Below are 16296 nucleotides of genomic sequence, written 5' to 3'. Positions count from 1 at the left end.
CCTTGGGGATGATGGCGGGCGCATGGCGCGCTGGTCGGCGACCGGCGTTGGCCCACCGAGGATTTATAACTGTTCAGATGACAAAGCAACCACTGCGTTGCCGCATATGGGTCGGATCGAAACGGGACAGGGCGGCAGCCAGCACTTCCGGCGCATCGGCGGCATCCGCCGGTACCAGCTGGCCGAGGAAGCCCAGTGCGCCGCGCAGTGCCGGCAGCGGGTCGGCGGGATCGACCGGCAAGTCTTGCGTCGACTTGGACAGCTTGCGCCCCTGCGCATCCAGCGCCAGCGGCAGGTGCAAGTAGCGCGGCGTGGGCAGGCCCAGCAGCCGCTGCAGGTGGATCTGCCGCGGCGTGGAGTCGAGCAGGTCGCAGCCGCGCACCACGTCGGTGATGCCTTGGTACGCATCGTCCACCACGCAGGCGAGCTGGTAGGAATACAGGCCCTCGACACGGCGTATCACGAAGTCGCCCGCGCTTTCGCGCAGGTTCTGTCGTTGCGGGCCCTGCAGGGCGTCGTCGAAGGCGATGTCGATGTCCGGCGTGTGCAGCCGCCATGCGGGTTCGCGGCCTGGGTCGGGCGCGCTGGCGCAGCGGCCGTCCCGGTGCGGCCCGCTGGCGGCCAGTTCGCTGCGGCTGCACCAGCAGGGGAAGACCGCGCCGATCCTGCGCAGGCGGGCGAAGGCGTCGTCGTAGGCGGCCTTGCGTTGCGACTGCAACTGCACCGGCTCGTCCGCGACGAGGCCGAACGCAGGCAGCGCGGCGAGGATGGCGTTCGCCGAGCCGGGAACCTCGCGTGGCGGATCGATGTCTTCCATGCGCAACAGCCATTTGCCACCGGCATGTCGCGCGCACAGCCAACTGCCCACGGCGGCGACCAGTGAGCCGAAGTGCAGCTGGCCGGTGGGCGAGGGGGCGAAGCGTCCGCGGTAGTCCATCGCGGAAGTCTGCCCATCCGCGAGGCCGCTGGCGAGTGGTGGCGCCCGATGCTTGAAAACAGGCCACCACGCCTACACTCATCGCCAAGATCCTCGTGACTGCCAAAGAGACAGCCATGCGCCGCATCATCCTGTTCCTCGGTACCAACCTCGCCGTACTGTTGCTGCTCGGCATCGTCTGCCACCTGTTCGGGGTGGATCAGATGGCCGCCACCCAAGGGTTTGGCGGCAGCACCGGCCTGCTGATCTATGCCGCGGTGTTCGGCATGGGCGGCGCCTTCATTTCGCTGGCCATGTCCAAGTGGATGGCCAAGATGACGACCGGTGCCCAGGTCATCGCACAGCCGGCAAACGAAACCGAGCGCTGGCTGCTGGACACCGTACGCCAACACGCGCAGAACGCCGGCATCGGCATGCCCGAAGTGGCGATCTACGACGCTCCGGAAATGAACGCGTTCGCCACCGGCATGAGCAAGAACAGCGCCATGGTGGCGGTGAGCACCGGCCTGCTGCAGCAGATGGATCGCGAGCAGGTGGCTGCCGTGCTGGGCCACGAGGTCGGCCACGTCGCCAATGGCGACATGGTGACCATGACCCTGATCCAGGGCGTGCTGAATACCCTGGTGATCCTCGCCGCGCGCGTGGTCGGCCGGTTGGTGGACAGCTGGTTGTCCGGCGGTCGCGACGACAATCGCGGCGGCACGGGCATCGGCTATTTCGTCACCGTGATGGTGCTGCAGTTGGTGTTCGGCCTGTTCGCCTCGATGATCGTGATGGCCTTCTCGCGCTGGCGCGAATTCCACGCCGATGCCGCCGGCGCGAAGCTGGCCGGCCGCGGCGCGATGATCTCCGCGCTGCAGCGGCTGCAGGCCGACCACGGCGAAAACACCCTGCCCAAGACCCTGGCCGCGTTCGGCATCTCCGATCGCATGGGCAGCGGCTTGCAGCGTCTATTCCTGAGCCATCCGCCGCTGGACGAGCGCATCGCAGCGCTGCAGAACGCGACGCCGCACGCCTGATGCTTGCCAGTCTGCCGTCCACATGGTGCCAGAAGGGGGGCGTGTCGTGAGTAAAGTCGGGACTTTGTTTGTTTGGGCAGGGGTCGCCCTTGTGGCGATTGGTGTGCGTGGGATCGTTGTCAAAAGCCTGACCGACGGATGGCGATTGGGTCCGAAAACCACCTACACGGGAATCGCTGCCGTCTGGGCGGGCATCGCCTACGTCATCGGTGGATTGCTGTTCATCTGGCTTGGCATCAAGGTCTATGGATGACCGTCATGATGCCGGGCTCCTGCTGGCGACCTGCAACGTAACCACGTGAAAATCAGGTCGATATTCTTTAACGCTACTTTTTGAAATCCTGCCTCCATGACCACTACCGAAACCCGCAAATTCGAAGCCGAAGTCGCCCAGGTGCTGCATCTGGTCACCCATTCGCTGTACTCGCACAAGGAGATCTTCCTGCGCGAGCTGATCTCCAACGCCTCGGACGCCTGCGACAAGCTGCGCTTCGAGTCGCTGGGCAAGCCCGAACTGCTGGGTGGCGACAGCGAACTGCACATCGACGTGAGCTGGGACGAAGTCGCGCGCACCATCACCGTGCGCGACAACGGCATCGGCATGACGCGCGAGGAAGTGGTGGCGAACATCGGCACCATCGCCAGCTCGGGCACGCGTCGCTTCCTCGAGGCGATGAGCGGCGAGCAGAAGGCCGATGCTCGCCTGATCGGCCAGTTCGGCGTGGGCTTCTATTCCGCCTTCGTGGTGGCCGACAAGGTCACCGTGCTCACCCGTCGCGCCGATGCCCCGGCAGGCGAGGGCGTGAAGTGGGAAAGCGACGGCAAGGGCGAGTACGTGCTGGAGCAGGTCGAACAGGCCGGGCGCGGCACGGCGGTGATCCTGCACCTCAAGGCCGACGAGGACGAGTTCCTCAAGGCCTGGCAGTTGAAGTCGCTGATCCGCAAGTATTCCGACCACGTGGCTTTCCCGATCCGCATGCCGAAGGACGAGTCCGACAAGAACGGGGACGGCAAGCCCACGGGCGAGTGGGAGACCGTCAACGACGCCTCCGCGCTGTGGACCAAGCCGAAGTCGGAGATCAGCGACGCGGACTACATCGGTTTCTACAAGTCGCTGGGCCACGACTTCAACGATCCGCTGGCCTGGACGCATAACCGCGTCGAAGGCAGCCAGAGCTTCACCACGCTGCTGTACATCCCCGAGCAACCGCCGTTCGATCTGATGATGGGCGGACGCGACGAGCGCAAGGGGCTGAAGCTCTACATCAAGCGCGTCTTCATCATGGACGCGGCCGAGGAGCTGCTGCCGAACTATCTGCGCTTCGTGCGCGGCGTGGTGGACGCCGATGATCTGCCGCTCAACGTCAGCCGCGAAATCCTGCAGCACAACCGCCAGCTGGAGCGCATCAAGGCAGCCTGCGTGAAGCGTGTGCTGGACCTGATCGAGAAGCTTGCCAAGGACGAGCCGGAAAAGTTCGTCACCTTCTGCAAGGCCTTCGGCAACACGCTGAAGGAAGGCATCAGCGAGGACGCGACGAACCGCGAGCGCATCGCCAAGTTGCTGCGCTTCGCCTCCACCAAAGGTGATGGCGCGAAACAGACGATATCGCTGGACGACTACATCGGCCGCATGACGTTGGGCCAGGACGCGATCTGGTACATCACTGCCGACAGCTACGTCGCCGCCGCCGGCAGTCCGCAACTCGAAGCGTTCCGCGCCAAGGGCATCGAAGTGCTGCTGATGTTCGACCGTATCGACGAATGGATGGTCGGCTACCTCGGCGAGTACGAAGGCAAGAAGCTGCGCAACGTCGCCAAGGGTGAGCTGCCGCTGGATGAGGCCGACAAGCAGAAACAGGAAGAAGCCACCAAGCAGGCCGAGCCGCTGCTCAAGAAGCTCAAGGAACTGCTCGGCGATCGCGTGGGCGATGTGAAGGTCTCAGCACGGCTCACCGACTCGCCCTCGTGCCTCGCGCTCAGCGATTACGAGATGGCCCCGCACCTTGCGCGCCTGTTGCGCGAAGCCGGACAGGAGTTGCCCGAGAGCAAGCCCACGCTGGAGATCAATCCGCAGCACGCTTTGCTCAAGCGCGTCGAGAGCGAAACGGACGAGGCGAAGGCTGGAGATCTGGCCACGTTGCTGCTGGAGCAGGCCGAGATCGCCGCTGGTGCGCAGCTGGCCGATCCCGCGGCTTTCGTGCAGCGCATGAACCGGGTGCTGCTGAACGCCTGAGCGCGTGGAATTCCGCACAACAAAAAGCCCGTCGCTCGCGACGGGCTTTTTGTTGTGATCACCATCGTCTTGGCAGGTGCCCGAAATCGCTGCGTGCGATTCCTGTCTGCCTGCACGGACTCACCGTGTATGGCTGGACTGCGACGAAGAAGAGGTATTCGAAGTATTCGGGCTGTTGTAGGTCGCGTTCTGGACCGCCGGCGTGGCGGTGGCCGGCGAAGGCCGATTGCTGCCCCGGTAGTTTGGCTGGTAGCCGCCGTGGTAATGCTCCATAGGCATGAAGCGCCTGCCGCTCGGGAAGCGGTCGCGGCTGGCCAGCGCAAGACGGTCGCCATCGAGATGCACCCAATACCAGCTGCCCGGCGGCACGGGCTCGGTCGAGACATAGGCGAAGTGGGCTTCGTAATTGCCCGCGCCGCTCGGTTTGGCCTGCAGGGCCACATTCATCACGAACTGGCTCGGTATCGGCTTGCCGCTCTTGTCGATGGCAGGCGCGTGGATCATCTCACCCAAGTTGGTGTTCAACAGGCGGCCCATCTTCGGGGGAAGCGAATAGGCCGGCGAGGCTTCGGTAACCTTGCCGTGGGTATCTACCTGCACCAGTACCGGCTCCACCCGATGCGGAAACGGGTTGAGCGTCATCAGGTCGTTGGCGATGGCGCCCGTGTTGACCAGCAGGGCGACGGCTGCGGCAGAAAGCAGTTGCATCCTCATGTCAGTCTCCTTGTGACAATGGATAGCGCCTATCTACGCTGCTCCGCGAACCGGGTCAAGCGACCCGGCGTGAAGAGTGGTTGCGATAGGTCCGACAGCGTAGCTTCACCCCGCTGGAACTTTCCTGCTCGGCGGGTTCCTTCCCGAAGCCACCGGCAGTTACCACTGCCAAGCGACGTCTTCCGCCTCGGGAAAGGCTTCATAGCGCGGGCAGCGGCAGTGCGTCGCGTGCAATGAGTTTCTTGCGGATATATCCGATCACTAGACCCTAGTGATGGCTGCCTGGCGATGAGTTGGATGGTGGGGAGGAGGAGCGGGAGCCCGCGCTGGACGGTGGCGGGGCCTCCTCAGTCGTCGAGTCCCTTGAAGAGGGGGACGCCGCGTTGGCCAACTCCACACGGTCGTCAGGGAGTCGCGTCCAATACCAAGAACCAAACGGCAGGGGTTTGCTCGAGACGTAGGCGAAATGCACATCGTACCCGCCCGCGCTGTTTGGCTTGCTCTCCAGCGACAGATTCATCAGAAACTGAGTGGGTATCGGTTTGCCGTTCTTGTCGGTTCCCGGAGAGCGGATCATTTGCCTCACATTGGCATCCAGCAATTGGGTGAGCGATGGCGAAAGTGCATAAGCCGGTGAGGTTTCAGTGACCTTGCCCTGCGCATCCACTTGCACCAGCACCGACTCGATCCTCGGGACATCTGGAGGAGTTGGCGTCGAGTCGGCGGCAACGGCACTGGTGCCGCTCAGCAGCGCGATGGTCATGAGGGACAGCAACTGCGTTCGAGTGCTCATCCGCATCCCCTTCATCCAATGAATATTGGACGTTCTACGTGCCACTCTACGCTAAGTCAAGTGCACTAAATATTTGCGAAGAAGCGACATCGATGCGAATTGAGGGATTTGCTATCGAAGAGTCAGCAGGAGCTCATCTTGATGAAACGAGCCCGTGCGACTGCCGAGAATATAGGCATGGGAGTATCGTCGATGGGCTCGACATTTAGTCTTGGTCTTTCACGTTGAAGCGTTCTTTCGTTTCCGCGGTTTCCGCTCGGATGCAACCAGCAGCTGCTGCAGGTAAGCGATGCCTTCCTCCTCGGGAAAGAAGGCCACCACGTCGCCCACGCTCAACTGGTAGCGCTCACGCAGGGCGAGGAACTCCTCGCGGGCGCGGGCGACGCGTGCAGCTTCCGCCGCCTTCTTGCCCAGGGGCTTGGCCTTCGGCTCGGGCTTGGCTTCGGGCTTTGGCTCGGCTTTTGGCTCGGCTTTTGGCTCGGGTTTGCCTTGGTCGAGCGCGGAAAGCTCGGCCTGGAACTGGCGGAAATCGTAAGGCTTGGAATTCATGATGCAGGCATGGTGGTGCGGAGATGGCTTATTTTCGCATGCCAACGCCTTGTACGACGGCCTTCCGGTGTTTGGCGGGATCCCGTCTAATGCGGTGCTGGTTCCTGCGAAGCCTAGCCGATGAGTGCCCTGCTGCTGTTGTTCGTTTGTCTGGCCCTGGGCGCGGTGGTGCGTCGTCTCGCGCAGCCGCCGGCCGGGATCGTGCATGGCTTGAACTGGTGGGTGATCAACATCGCGCTGCCGGCGCTGGTGCTGGAACTGATCCCGGCGGTGAAACCCAATGTGCAACTGTGGTTTCCGGTGGTGGCGACCTGGGTGGCCTTCTTCGGCGCATGGCTGCTGTTCGCTTGGCTGGGGCGACGGTTGGGCTGGTCGCGCGGGCGCATCGGCGCGCTGGTACTGGTGTGTGGATTCGGCAACACCTCGTTCATGGGCTATCCGATGCTGCAGGCGTTGCATGGGCAGGCAGGGCTGGCGCTGGCCGTGGTGGCCGACCAGCTCGGCTGTTTCCCCTTGCTCGCCTCGGCCGGGGTGCTGGTGGCCGGCATATATGCGGGGCGTGCTGCCGAGCCATGGCAGGTCGTGCGCAGGATCTTGGTCTTTCCTGCCTTCCTCGCTTTGCTGGCGGGTGTGGTGATCGGCTTGCTGGGCGGCTGGCCTGGTCCGCTCGCGGGCGTGCTCCATTCGCTTGGCGGCACGCTGACGCCCTTGGCGCTGTTCTCGGTGGGCCTGCAGTTCCGCTTGCAAGCGGTCCGCCACCAGCTTGGACCGTTGGTCTGCGGACTGGGCTGGAAACTGCTGCTGGCGCCAGCGTTGTGCTGGTTGCTGGGCGCGGCCGCGGGGGTGAACGGTCTGGTGCTGACCACGGGCGTGTTGCAGGCCGCGATGGCGCCGATGATTTCCGCGGCCATCCTCGCCGACGAGCATGGATTGGATCCGGAGCTGGCGAACACCGTGTTGGGTGCCGGCATCGTGCTGTCGCTGCTCACGGTGCCGCTGATGAACCTGTGGTTGCCGGCAGGTTAACCGACGGGATGCAGCCGCGGCAGATGCCAACCCCAGAGCACCGCACCCATGCGCAGGCCAAGAATGACCAGCACGCCAGCGGTGATGGCCCAGCGTGACCGCAGACCGGCGGCTTTCAACAGCAGATAGACCACGATCCCGGCGACGGCTGCGCTGGCATAGATGTCCTGGCGGAAGATCAGGGGCACCTGCGCAATCATCATGTCGCGCAGCATGCCCCCGGCGGCACCGGTCATGGTGCCCATCAGCACCACCACGATGGGCGAGTGCCCGTCGGCCTCGGTCACCTGCGCGCCGCTGATGGCGAACAGGGCCAGGCCCAGCGCATCGGCCACCAGCAGGGCGTGGCTCAGCGGCGGTAGGCAGGCGCTCCAGAGCATGGAGAGCAGGGCGGCCGCCACGATCACCACGAGATAGCGCGCATCGCGTATCCAGAAGATCGGATGGCGATTCAGCAACAGATCGCGCAGCGTGCCGCCGCCGATCGCCGTGATCGTCGCCAGTGCCAGCCCGCCCAGCAGATCCATGCCGGTGCGCGCTGCGGTCAGCGCGCCGCTGACCGCGAACACGGCGACGCCTGCCAGGTCCAGCAGATAGAGCAGCAAGCGTGAATTCCGACTGTCGGCCATGGCTGGGCTCCGCGGGGATCGGGCGATAATGCCATCGATGAAAGCCACCCATGCCGATGATCCGACCGAGATGCGCGCCGACGTGTGGCTGTGGGCCGCACGCTTCTTCAAGACGCGCAGCCTCGCCAAGCAGGCTATCGACGGCGGCAAGATCGACGTCAATGGCGGTGGTTGCAAACCGGCGAAGTCCTTGCGTGCGGGCGATCTGCTGAAGATCAGCCGCGGTGAGGAAAAGCTGGAAATCGAAGTGCTGGCCTTGGCCGACAAGCGTGGGCCGGCCAGCACGGCGCAGGCGTTGTACCGCGAGAGCGAGACGAGCCGCCTCGCGCGTGAGGCGCGGCATGAGCAACGTCGCCTGGTCGGCACGCAGGCGCCGCGTCAGCGGCCGGACAAGCACGCGCGCCGTGAACTGCGTCGCTTTAAAGACGATCCGGGCAGCTTTTGAGTCGTCCCTGAGCAGTGCATCGCAGATTGTGCGGAAACTCTGCCGCACCATGCGCGGCAATGTCGGTAGGCGCTCAAGCGCAATCCGACTCGGCGTAGCCAGGGGAGCATCGCAATGAACGGCATGGGTTTCTTCAAGCGTTGGCTGGGTGGTGCCGGAGATTCGGCGCAACGGCCGGAAGTTCGGCGGCAAGCAACGCAGGGCATGCGCATGCTGGTGGTGGACGACTCGCCGACGATCTGCGCGGTGCTTGGCCGCATGCTGGAGCAGGACGGTTACGCGGTACAAAAGGCCGCCGACGGCGAACGCGCGCTGGAACTGGCCAGAGCCGAGGCGCCCGAGCTGATCTTCCTCGACATCGTGCTGCCGGGCATCAACGGCTTCGCCGTGCTACGGGCGTTGCGCCACGATGCGCGCACCGCGCATATACCCATCGTGATGATCAGCGGCAATCCCCAGGCCACCGAGCAGTTCTACGCGCAACGCTTCGGCGCCGACGACTTCATCAAGAAGCCGTTCGGCCGCAACGACGTAACGAGCAGCATCGACCAACTGGTCCGTTCGGGGCGGTTGCCGGCGCGCGACGTCGCATTCGAGCGGGCCGCCGCGCTAGACCTGCAGAAGGGCGTCCACGTGGCTGGTCTGGCCAGCCTGGCCACCTGACCGACAACGCAGGTTTTGTCGACAGCGAAAAGCCCGGGGGACACAGGCCCTCGGGCTTTTTTTCCGACAGGTCACCGCCATTGCATTCCGGTCCGCCGCCCTTGCGGGCAACGGACCGGAATCAGGCGACGGCAGGGACTCAATGCTTCTGCTTGTAGATGTGGCGGCTGTCGCGGTTCTCGGAGCGGTTGAGGTTCTTCTGCTCCTGCTTGGTCAGGTGGCCATTGTGCTTGGCCTCGTCCACGCTTTCGCGGCGCGCGATGTTCGCATCGTGGGATTCGTCGCGGGCGGCCTGCTTCTGCGTCATGGTGCCGTTCTTCAGGCCGTTGTTGATGCGGTTCTGCTGGTTGGTCAGGCGGTTGTTGACCTCGTTGACGCGCGGGTGGCCCGGCACATCGGTCTGCGGGGTGGTCTGCGCCATCGCCTGGCCGGAAATCATGGCGGCGCCGATGACCAGGCCAAACAGGGCAATCTTCGACTTTGCATTCATGGCAATTTTTCCTTCGAGTGAGCGGATTTGCTGTAGTGGTATCCGCCGCTTCGCCGTTGCCGGGGAAAGCAGCACACATGCGTTGAGTGGGCCAGCATTTTCACTGTCTAGCCGATGGATTCCTCCCGCATCCTGCCCCATCGGGTGCCCTTGACTCACGCAGTTGCCGATAACGAGCCGCTGCCATCGGTGTTGACAGCCATTCCGGTGAAGATTTTGTTCGGTTCAGTTTGCGCATAGCTTTCGTTGTCTGTGCCGGTGACGGCAGGCGGCGAATGTCGCAGTGACCCTTCCATAAGAAGCCATTCGGTCACGCCGAAGCGCGGGGCGGCGTCGAGGCGTGGGTGGAGCCGGAACGGCTGTCGTGTCCGGTCGAAGTGAGGGCGCAGGCGGATTGCGATCCTTGCCATGCCGGTGAGGTGCCCGGCATGGCGGCCTTAAGCGTTCCGGTGGCGCCAGCGAGCGGAGGAAGTCCGAGAAACCTGCGGCGCCGCGTGGTTCAGTCGATCAGGTCGTGTGCCGTGGCACGCGTTGCCGCACGTATTTCCTCGCGGAAAGCGTCGTCCTCGATTGTGCGTGCCAGAACCATGCCGCCGACGCACAGCGCAGCGAGGGCCAGTCCGTGCCGCCGAGCGACGTGTGCGTCGGCAGATGCATCGGCGCTCTGGGCAAACATGCCGGCCATGCGTTCCAGCAATCCGCGATAAGCGTGTTTCACGCCGGGGCTGGCGCGCGCCACGTCGGACGGCAGGGCGATCATCGGGCAGTGCCCCTCGATGTCGTCCAGGTGTTCGCGGGAGAGATAGACGTCGACCATCTGGCGGGCGAATGCCGCCCCGCAACGCCCCGAATCGAAGTTCAGCTCCGGCCAGCGATCGGCCGGGTTGAAGTCCTGGTAGGCCGCAACCGCTTCCACGAACAGTTCCTCCTTGGTGCGGAAGTGGTTGTAGAAGCCGCCGCGGGTGAGCTTGGCGCTGGCCATGATCTCGTCGATCGAGACCTCGGTGAAACCCTTGCGGTTGAACAGCACACGGGCGCACTCGACGATGCGTGAGCGGATCTGCTGCTTGTGTTCGGCGCTATATGGCATGGCGGTCTCCTCCGGTACCGGCACAGCGTAGCGCCGAGGCTGAATATGTTCTTGAACATATATAGATGCGACGCAGACTGTGCTCCTCCATCACCGAGGAGCATCCCATGAAGCTGTACTACGCCGAGACCTTCAACCCTCGCCGAGCCTGTGCCGTGGCGCGGTATCTCGAATCGCCGGTCGACTATGTGCGTGTCGATCTCGCGCGCGGCGAGCACCGCCAGCCGCCGTATCTCGCGCTGAATCCGAACGGCAAGGTGCCGCTGCTGGTCGATGGCGAGCTGCACCTGTGGGAGGCGGACGCGATCATGGTGCATCTGGCGACGCTGGCTGGCTCGGACCTGTGGCCAACCGTTCCTACGCTGCAGGTCGAGGTGCTGCGCTGGCTGTCCTGGAACCAGGCGCACTTCCTGCGGCACGGCGGTGCGCTGTATTTCGAGCATCTGATCAAGCCCTGGCTGGGCCTGGGCGAACCCGATGCGGCCGCCGTGGCGGAGGCCGAGAAGTTCTTCCGGCATTTCGCGGCCGTCCTCGACGCGCACCTGGCCAAGCGCGAATGGCTGGTGGGCGACCGGCTTGGCGTGGCGGATTTCGCCGTTTCCACTCCGTTGGGCTGGGCGAAGGAAGCCCGCTTGCCGCTCGAGGGCTTCGAACATCTTGCGCGCTGGCATAGGCAGTTGCAGGCCATGCCGGCGTGGCGTGAACCCTTCCCGAGCACGACTGCCGTCGGCGCCGCGGCCTGATCCCATTCACATCATCCGGGTATCCATTATGCGCAGACTCATTGCATTCGAAATGGTGACGCTGGACGGTTGTTACGCCCGCACGGACGGCGACTTCGGCTGGACCCACCGGCGGGAACGCGACGCGGAGTGGGATGCTTTCGTGCAGGGCAACGCAGGCAGTGGCGGCGAACTGGTGTTCGGGCGCGTCACCTATCAGATGATGGCGTCCTGGTGGCCCTCGCCAGCGGCGGCGCAGAACGAACCGCTGGTGGCCGAACGCATGAACGCGGTGCCGAAGTTCGTCTGCTCGCACACGCTGGATGAGGCCGAATGGAACAACACCACACTGCTGCAAGGCGATGCAGTGTCGCGACTGCAGACGCTCAAACGGGAACCCGGAGCAGACCTGGTGATCCTCGGTAGCGGCCGTTTGGTGGCTTCGCTGGGGCACGCCGGGCTGATCGACGAGTACCAGCTGGTGATCATCCCGATCGTGCTTGGCAAGCGCGGCAGGTCGCTGTTCGGCGGCTTCGAAGGCGCCATGGACTTGCGTCTTGTCCAGTCGCGGCGCTTTGGCAACGGCAACATGCTGATCTGCTACGAACCGCAGGCGCGCGCCGCGGAACGTTGAGGTTGCATGCTTGCGTTCATGCCGCCATAACGGCACAAGCACTGGCGAAGGAGCTGCGTGTGGGGATTTTCGATTTCGAGCTTGCATGCGAAGAGGGCCGCCAGGGATTTCCTGACGGCCCTCTTGTCTGCCTGGTTCGAACGGAGCATCAATAGTCGTAGGTGATGCCTAACTGCACGTAGCGCGGGCTTTCCAGGCTGTACGGCAACAGGTACTGGGGATTGACCGAGGTGACCACCTTGCCGTTCTCAACGGTGGGAAAGCCCTGGTTGTACTGGCCGTAGTACTGCGTGACGTGTTGCTCGTTGAACACGTTGTGGACCTGCAACTGGAAATCCAGCTTGTGGTTGGCGAAGGCCGGACGGTAATCCAGCTGCAGGTTCAACTGATGCGTCCACGACGTGAAACCGGTGGTTCCGGCCGGCGTCGGTACACCGTTGCACCAGTGGTAGGACGAGCTGTAACCGCCGGGATCGCTCTGGTTGGGACCGTAGAAGCCGAGGCAGGATATCGGCGTGCCCGAGGCGATGCGGTAGGTGCCGCCGACGCTCCACTCCGGCGTGATCTGGTACGAACCGTAAAGGCGCAACTGGTGCTTCTGGTCGTTCGCCTGGAGCCCGTTGGCATACGACATGATCTGGGCGAAGTCCCACTGCTCGGTGATCGACTGCGAGCTGCCGCCCTGGCCGATGTTCGACTCCACCGGTCCCTCGGTGTCGCCGTAGCTGCGCGAGAAGGTGTAGTCGATCTTGCCGTACCACTTGCCGTCGAACGGATGCTCCAGGTACAGGTCCAGCGAGTAGTAATTGCGCTTGAGCTGCGGGAAGCCGAAATCCGCGTTGCTCAGTTTCACTTCGCTATAGCCGCCACTGCCGTTCGCGATCCTCAGGGTGTTGGCGACGCCCGGATTGATCAGCAGGCTGCCGAGGATGGCGCTCGGGTCGATGGTGACTCCCTGCGCTGCGGCGGCACGTTCGATGGCAGCGGTATTCGCCCCTTCGGAACCATACCAGTCGTCGATGGCACGGCCCAGCTTGTTGACGGTGCCGGTGGCGCCGTACACCCAGCTCTGGTCGAACATCTTGAATTGCTGCTGCATGCCCAGCACGAACTGATCCTGGTACTCCGCCTTGAGGTTCGCGGAGGTGGTCTCCTTGGCCGGGATCGACGTGCCGTTTTCGCTGTTGACGTAGTAGGTGTTGTTCGGGAAGGTGTTCGGCACCAGCACCGGATTGACCGGCGTGCCGTCGGCGTTGATGCCCGAGTAGGTGTAGAACTGCTCCGTGTACAGCGGGTCGCTGGCCTCGCGCAGCGCCACGGAGGTGGGCATCGCCAGGTAGTAGCGGCCGGCATTGCCGAACACCTTCATGCTGGAATCGCCGAACACGTCCCAGCTGAAGCCGATGCGGGGCGCCCACTGCGGCTTGGTCAGGCGCAGATAGGCCTCGCCTTCAGGGTTGTAATTGGTGAACTGATCGTCGCGCAGGCCGAGGTTCAGCAGGAAATTCGGCGTGATCTGCCAGTTGTCCTGGATGTACTCCGCACGCTGCATCACCTCCACCGAGGCGCTGCTGGTGAATACGTATTTTTCCACGTAGCAGCCCGCGCTGTTGTTCGCGCAGGGCGTACCCGGTCCGGCCGTTCCGACACCATTGAGTTGGATGATGTCGGCGCCGGGCGCGCCGGTCTGCCCGTAGCTCCAGGAATAGCCCGGGCCGCTCATCGACACGCCGTCGTCCCTGTCGATGCTGGTGTCGTTGTCGATGCCGAACTGGATATCGTGGTTGCCCAGCTTCCAATCGAGATCCAGACGCAGATTTCGCACCTCGGAACGGTGGGCCGGGTTGTTCAGATTGAGGTAAAGGCTCGAATTGTGGACGTAGCAGGAGGCGCACGACAGGTAGGCCGGGTTTTCGTTGGCAGTGCCTCCGACATAGGTCAGGCTGGGGTCGTAGCCCGGGTAGCCGGTGTAATACGTGCCGTCCATCTTGCCGTACAGGAAGTTCAGCGTCAGGTTGTCGGTGATGTACGAGGTGTACTTGGCGATCCAGATCTTGAAGGCGGTTTTGGAACGATCGCCTTCGGTCTCGAATGAGTTCGCCGTGCGCGTGGTGTTGTCGTAGTTGTAGTACTGCTCGGGGGTGTTCTGCGCCGAGTTGTAGATGCTCGTCAGCGACAGGATGTTGCTGGAATTGATGTTCCAGTCCAGCTTGCCGTAGAACTTGGGATCGCTGTCCTTGTAGTAGCCGATGTTGCCCGCGTTCACGGTGCCCACCGATTGCCCCTGCGTCTTGTCGACCTCGGCCGCCAGGAACATGAACAACGTGTCCTTGATCAGCGGGCCGCCGAGATAGGCGTCGTAGACCGTGTTCCAGCTGCTGTTGGCCTGGCGGTATTGCTCGAGATCGCCGTACTCCTCGCCGGACGTGGTGCTCAGCGGATTGTTCCAGTAGATGTTGTCGGCGCTGCTCTGCGCGAAGGCCGGCTGCCACAGCACCTGGCCACCGAAGTGCCAGTCGTTGGTGCCGCTCTTGCCCACTTGGCTGATCACGCCGCCGGCCGAACGACCGTACTGGGCACCGTAGCCGCTGGTCAGCGTCTGCTGTTGGTCGATGGCACCGTAGGGCAGCGTGATGCCGCCGGTGTTGCTGAGCGGGTCGGTGGTGTTGAAGCCATTGATGTAGTACGCGTTCTCGACGATGGACGAGCCGCCGAACGAAACCAGCGGCTCGCCGGTGGGGCCTGCGCCGAGCATGGATGCGCCCGAGATGGTACCCGGCGCCAGCAGGGCGATGGCCCCCGAGTTCCGCGCCAGCGGCAACTGCGTCAACTGTTGCGAAGTGATGGTCAGGTTCTGGCTGGTGGAGGTCACGTCGATCGCAGGCAGCGCGTTCGCCGTCACGGTTACCGAACTCAGCGTGCTGGTGTCCTTGTCACCGGGCTGCGCGAAGTCGGCCTCGGAAGCACCGCCTGCGCTTGGATTGACGTGGTTGTGCGTCTGCACCACGGCACCGTTCTGGATGAGGTTGACCGTGTAGTCGCCGACCGGCACGGTCACCGAGTAGTGGCCGGTGCTGTCGACCGGCACGGTGCGGTTGAAGCCCGCACCGCCGATGACCTGCACGGTGGTGCCGGACGTGGGTGCACTGCCGAAGATGGTGCCGGTGGTCGCCTGGGCGAGTGCCTGCCCGGACAGGCTTGCCCCCATCGCGATGGCCGCGGCCAGTGCGGTGCGGCGTGTGATGTGGTGCGACGACGCTTGCTGCTTGCTATTCATCGAATACCCCTCATGGCCAAACTGCTGTTTGGTTCGGTTGCGATGGTCGGATTGCCATCTGACCCAGCACGTTTCTCTTCGCGCTGGAAAAGCCAGGCGAACGGGACCAGTCCCTGGCCTGGAATTGCCCGGAGCATCCGCCTCGTTGAGAGGCACCCCTTGACTGACCTCGGGCAAACCGAACCTACGAGTATCGAAAGGAAAAAGCAAATAACAAAACTTTGTGAAAGCATATATATCTTCCGATTATTGGACTTTGCCTTTCGTTGAGGGCGATGCCGGCTCGGCGTCAACGGTCCAGGCCGCGGGAGCGCGTTGCCGCGATGCCCCCACTTAAGGCCGCAACTTGCGCTATCCCATGCCGGCACGGAAACTGGCTTGACGCGGATGCAGGTGTTCGCGAAGGGGCAGGGGATGGCTGGTTTTGGTTTGTTCAAGCGGCTGGTTGGCAGCGAGCGTCGCCTCAGCGAGCCTCGCGTGCGTGCGCCGGTGGCCACCCGTGTGCTGGTGGTGGACGATTCCGCGACGATTCGCGCGGTGCTGGGCAAGATGCTCGCGCAGGACGGCTATGAGGTGCTCAAGGCCGAAGATGGCGAAGCCGCGCTGGCGCTGGCGCGGAGCGAGCAGCCGGCGTTGATTTTCCTCGACATCGTGTTGCCTGGCATGTCCGGCTTCGAGGTGTTGCGTACCCTGCGGCGCGAGGCCGCCACCCAGCATGTTCCCATCGTGATGATCAGCGGCAACGTGCAGGCTACCGAACAGTTCTACGTGCAGCGTTACGGCGCCGACGACTTCATGAAGAAGCCGTTCGGTCGCGAGGAAGTGTTCGAGCGCATTTGCCAATTGGTGGTGGCCGGGCGCCTGCCGGCGCGCACATCGACCACGGAGCCCGGGCTGCCGCACGGAGTGAGCCAGGCCGAATGGGATGCGATTCCCGATATCGCGATGCCGGACGAAGCGCACGCGGCGCCGCCGGTCCTTGGCAATTCATAGGCGCCTCGGGTCGCCAGGCAATGGAAAAGGAAACCGGTGTCGCGTGACGCCGGTTTCTTTATCTGCAACGCCGCGCCGCAGA

General features: G+C 63.8%; 18 protein-coding genes. 9 read left to right on the top strand and 9 right to left on the bottom strand.

Features of this window, described 5'->3' with window-relative positions; all coding sequences use genetic code 11:
- Positions 1-73 precede the first annotated feature (73 nt).
- A complete protein-coding gene (gene gluQRS, locus ISP25_RS07910) occupies positions 74-937 on the bottom strand; it encodes a tRNA glutamyl-Q(34) synthetase GluQRS (RefSeq protein WP_404613027.1) in 864 nt (287 codons plus the stop codon).
- A 116-nt stretch (positions 938-1053) separates the two neighbouring features.
- On the opposite strand from gluQRS, the gene htpX reads away from it, so the two are divergent.
- The 3 genes from htpX (at position 1054) to htpG (ending at position 4189) form a co-directional block, all read left to right on the top strand.
- Complete coding sequence (gene htpX, locus ISP25_RS07905) at positions 1054-1956, top strand: protease HtpX (protein WP_404613025.1); 903 nt, start codon at positions 1054-1056, stop codon at positions 1954-1956.
- A 46-nt stretch (positions 1957-2002) separates the two neighbouring features.
- Positions 2003-2209 (top strand): hypothetical protein, encoded by a 207-nt coding sequence (locus ISP25_RS07900; RefSeq protein WP_404613023.1) that lies wholly within the window; start codon positions 2003-2005, stop codon positions 2207-2209.
- Positions 2210-2305: 96 nt separating this feature from the next.
- The gene (gene htpG / locus ISP25_RS07895; protein WP_404613021.1) at positions 2306-4189 is read left to right on the top strand and encodes a molecular chaperone HtpG; all 1884 of its coding nucleotides are present in this window, start codon (positions 2306-2308) and stop codon (positions 4187-4189) included.
- 120 nt (positions 4190-4309) lie between these two features.
- Here the strand turns inward: htpG and ISP25_RS07890 are convergent, their stop codons facing one another.
- From ISP25_RS07890 to ISP25_RS07880, 3 genes are all read right to left on the bottom strand, one after another.
- Positions 4310-4903, bottom strand: a complete 594-nt coding sequence (locus ISP25_RS07890) for a hypothetical protein (protein ID WP_404613019.1) — start codon at positions 4901-4903, stop codon at positions 4310-4312.
- Between the two features lie 268 nt (positions 4904-5171).
- The gene (locus ISP25_RS07885) at positions 5172-5666 is read right to left on the bottom strand and encodes a hypothetical protein (RefSeq protein WP_404613017.1); all 495 of its coding nucleotides are present in this window, start codon (positions 5664-5666) and stop codon (positions 5172-5174) included.
- Positions 5667-5915: 249 nt separating this feature from the next.
- Positions 5916-6452, bottom strand: coding sequence for a hypothetical protein (locus ISP25_RS07880; RefSeq protein WP_404616353.1), 537 nt, complete (start codon positions 6450-6452; stop codon positions 5916-5918).
- Between ISP25_RS07880 and ISP25_RS07875 the strand changes: the two genes are divergently transcribed.
- The gene (locus ISP25_RS07875) at positions 6366-7271 is read left to right on the top strand and encodes an AEC family transporter (RefSeq protein WP_404613015.1); all 906 of its coding nucleotides are present in this window, start codon (positions 6366-6368) and stop codon (positions 7269-7271) included. The two genes, ISP25_RS07880 and ISP25_RS07875, sit on opposite strands and share 87 nt — an antisense overlap.
- On the opposite strand, the gene ISP25_RS07870 is transcribed toward ISP25_RS07875, so the two are convergent.
- Positions 7268-7900: a trimeric intracellular cation channel family protein gene (locus ISP25_RS07870; RefSeq protein ID WP_404613013.1), complete on the bottom strand. Its 633-nt coding sequence runs from the start codon at positions 7898-7900 to the stop codon at positions 7268-7270. The genes ISP25_RS07875 and ISP25_RS07870 overlap by 4 nt on opposite strands.
- Positions 7901-7928: 28 nt before the next feature.
- Between ISP25_RS07870 and ISP25_RS07865 the strand changes: the two genes are divergently transcribed.
- Together ISP25_RS07865 and ISP25_RS07860 are read left to right on the top strand one after the other, a co-directional pair.
- Complete coding sequence (locus ISP25_RS07865; protein WP_225578107.1) at positions 7929-8345, top strand: RNA-binding S4 domain-containing protein; 417 nt, start codon at positions 7929-7931, stop codon at positions 8343-8345.
- Positions 8346-8459: 114 nt separating this feature from the next.
- On the top strand, positions 8460-9008 hold the full coding sequence (locus tag ISP25_RS07860; RefSeq protein WP_404613010.1) for a response regulator: 549 nt from the start codon (positions 8460-8462) through the stop codon (positions 9006-9008).
- A gap of 139 nt (positions 9009-9147) precedes the next feature.
- Here the strand turns inward: ISP25_RS07860 and ISP25_RS07855 are convergent, their stop codons facing one another.
- The 3 genes from ISP25_RS07855 to ISP25_RS07845 form a co-directional block, all read right to left on the bottom strand.
- On the bottom strand, positions 9148-9498 hold the full coding sequence (locus ISP25_RS07855) for a hypothetical protein (RefSeq protein WP_192154561.1): 351 nt from the start codon (positions 9496-9498) through the stop codon (positions 9148-9150).
- Positions 9499-9653: 155 nt separating this feature from the next.
- Positions 9654-9908, bottom strand: coding sequence for a hypothetical protein (locus ISP25_RS07850; RefSeq protein ID WP_404613008.1), 255 nt, complete (start codon positions 9906-9908; stop codon positions 9654-9656).
- A gap of 89 nt (positions 9909-9997) precedes the next feature.
- Positions 9998-10588: a TetR/AcrR family transcriptional regulator gene (locus ISP25_RS07845; RefSeq protein WP_404613006.1), complete on the bottom strand. Its 591-nt coding sequence runs from the start codon at positions 10586-10588 to the stop codon at positions 9998-10000.
- Positions 10589-10695: 107 nt separating this feature from the next.
- Between ISP25_RS07845 and ISP25_RS07840 the strand changes: the two genes are divergently transcribed.
- Both ISP25_RS07840 and ISP25_RS07835 read left to right on the top strand, forming a co-directional pair.
- Positions 10696-11331, top strand: a complete 636-nt coding sequence (locus tag ISP25_RS07840; protein ID WP_192154565.1) for a glutathione S-transferase family protein — start codon at positions 10696-10698, stop codon at positions 11329-11331.
- Between the two features lie 28 nt (positions 11332-11359).
- Positions 11360-11944 carry a dihydrofolate reductase family protein gene (locus ISP25_RS07835; RefSeq protein ID WP_404613004.1) on the top strand — a complete coding sequence of 195 codons (585 nt, stop codon included), beginning with the start codon at positions 11360-11362 and terminating at the stop codon, positions 11942-11944.
- A 148-nt stretch (positions 11945-12092) separates the two neighbouring features.
- On the opposite strand, the gene ISP25_RS07830 is transcribed toward ISP25_RS07835, so the two are convergent.
- Positions 12093-15221 (bottom strand): TonB-dependent receptor plug domain-containing protein, encoded by a 3129-nt coding sequence (locus tag ISP25_RS07830; RefSeq protein ID WP_404613002.1) that lies wholly within the window; start codon positions 15219-15221, stop codon positions 12093-12095.
- Positions 15222-15635: 414 nt separating this feature from the next.
- Between ISP25_RS07830 and ISP25_RS07825 the strand changes: the two genes are divergently transcribed.
- Positions 15636-16214, top strand: coding sequence for a response regulator (locus tag ISP25_RS07825; RefSeq protein ID WP_404616284.1), 579 nt, complete (start codon positions 15636-15638; stop codon positions 16212-16214).
- Positions 16215-16296 lie beyond the last annotated feature (82 nt).

Source organism: Rhodanobacter hydrolyticus, from assembly GCF_044904645.1.
This window is presented reverse-complemented; position numbering and strand designations above follow the sequence as displayed.

Excerpts from the sequence above, each read along its gene's own strand:
- gluQRS (WP_404613027.1), bottom strand. The coding sequence starts at position 937 with ATGGACTACCGCGGACGCTTCGCCCCCTCGCCCACCGGCCAGCTGCAC.
- htpX (WP_404613025.1), top strand. The coding sequence starts at position 1,054 with ATGCGCCGCATCATCCTGTTCCTCGGTACCAACCTCGCCGTACTGTTG.
- htpG (WP_404613021.1), top strand. The coding sequence starts at position 2,306 with ATGACCACTACCGAAACCCGCAAATTCGAAGCCGAAGTCGCCCAGGTG.
- ISP25_RS07890 (WP_404613019.1), bottom strand. The coding sequence starts at position 4,903 with ATGAGGATGCAACTGCTTTCTGCCGCAGCCGTCGCCCTGCTGGTCAAC.
- ISP25_RS07885 (WP_404613017.1), bottom strand. The coding sequence starts at position 5,666 with ATGACCATCGCGCTGCTGAGCGGCACCAGTGCCGTTGCCGCCGACTCG.
- ISP25_RS07875 (WP_404613015.1), top strand. The coding sequence starts at position 6,366 with ATGAGTGCCCTGCTGCTGTTGTTCGTTTGTCTGGCCCTGGGCGCGGTG.
- ISP25_RS07880 (WP_404616353.1), bottom strand. The coding sequence starts at position 6,452 with ATGCACGATCCCGGCCGGCGGCTGCGCGAGACGACGCACCACCGCGCC.
- ISP25_RS07870 (WP_404613013.1), bottom strand. The coding sequence starts at position 7,900 with ATGGCCGACAGTCGGAATTCACGCTTGCTGCTCTATCTGCTGGACCTG.
- ISP25_RS07865 (WP_225578107.1), top strand. The coding sequence starts at position 7,929 with ATGCCATCGATGAAAGCCACCCATGCCGATGATCCGACCGAGATGCGC.
- ISP25_RS07860 (WP_404613010.1), top strand. The coding sequence starts at position 8,460 with ATGAACGGCATGGGTTTCTTCAAGCGTTGGCTGGGTGGTGCCGGAGAT.
- ISP25_RS07855 (WP_192154561.1), bottom strand. The coding sequence starts at position 9,498 with ATGAATGCAAAGTCGAAGATTGCCCTGTTTGGCCTGGTCATCGGCGCC.
- ISP25_RS07850 (WP_404613008.1), bottom strand. The coding sequence starts at position 9,908 with ATGGCAAGGATCGCAATCCGCCTGCGCCCTCACTTCGACCGGACACGA.
- ISP25_RS07845 (WP_404613006.1), bottom strand. The coding sequence starts at position 10,588 with ATGCCATATAGCGCCGAACACAAGCAGCAGATCCGCTCACGCATCGTC.
- ISP25_RS07840 (WP_192154565.1), top strand. The coding sequence starts at position 10,696 with ATGAAGCTGTACTACGCCGAGACCTTCAACCCTCGCCGAGCCTGTGCC.
- ISP25_RS07835 (WP_404613004.1), top strand. The coding sequence starts at position 11,360 with ATGCGCAGACTCATTGCATTCGAAATGGTGACGCTGGACGGTTGTTAC.
- ISP25_RS07830 (WP_404613002.1), bottom strand. The coding sequence starts at position 15,221 with ATGAATAGCAAGCAGCAAGCGTCGTCGCACCACATCACACGCCGCACC.
- ISP25_RS07825 (WP_404616284.1), top strand. The coding sequence starts at position 15,636 with ATGGCTGGTTTTGGTTTGTTCAAGCGGCTGGTTGGCAGCGAGCGTCGC.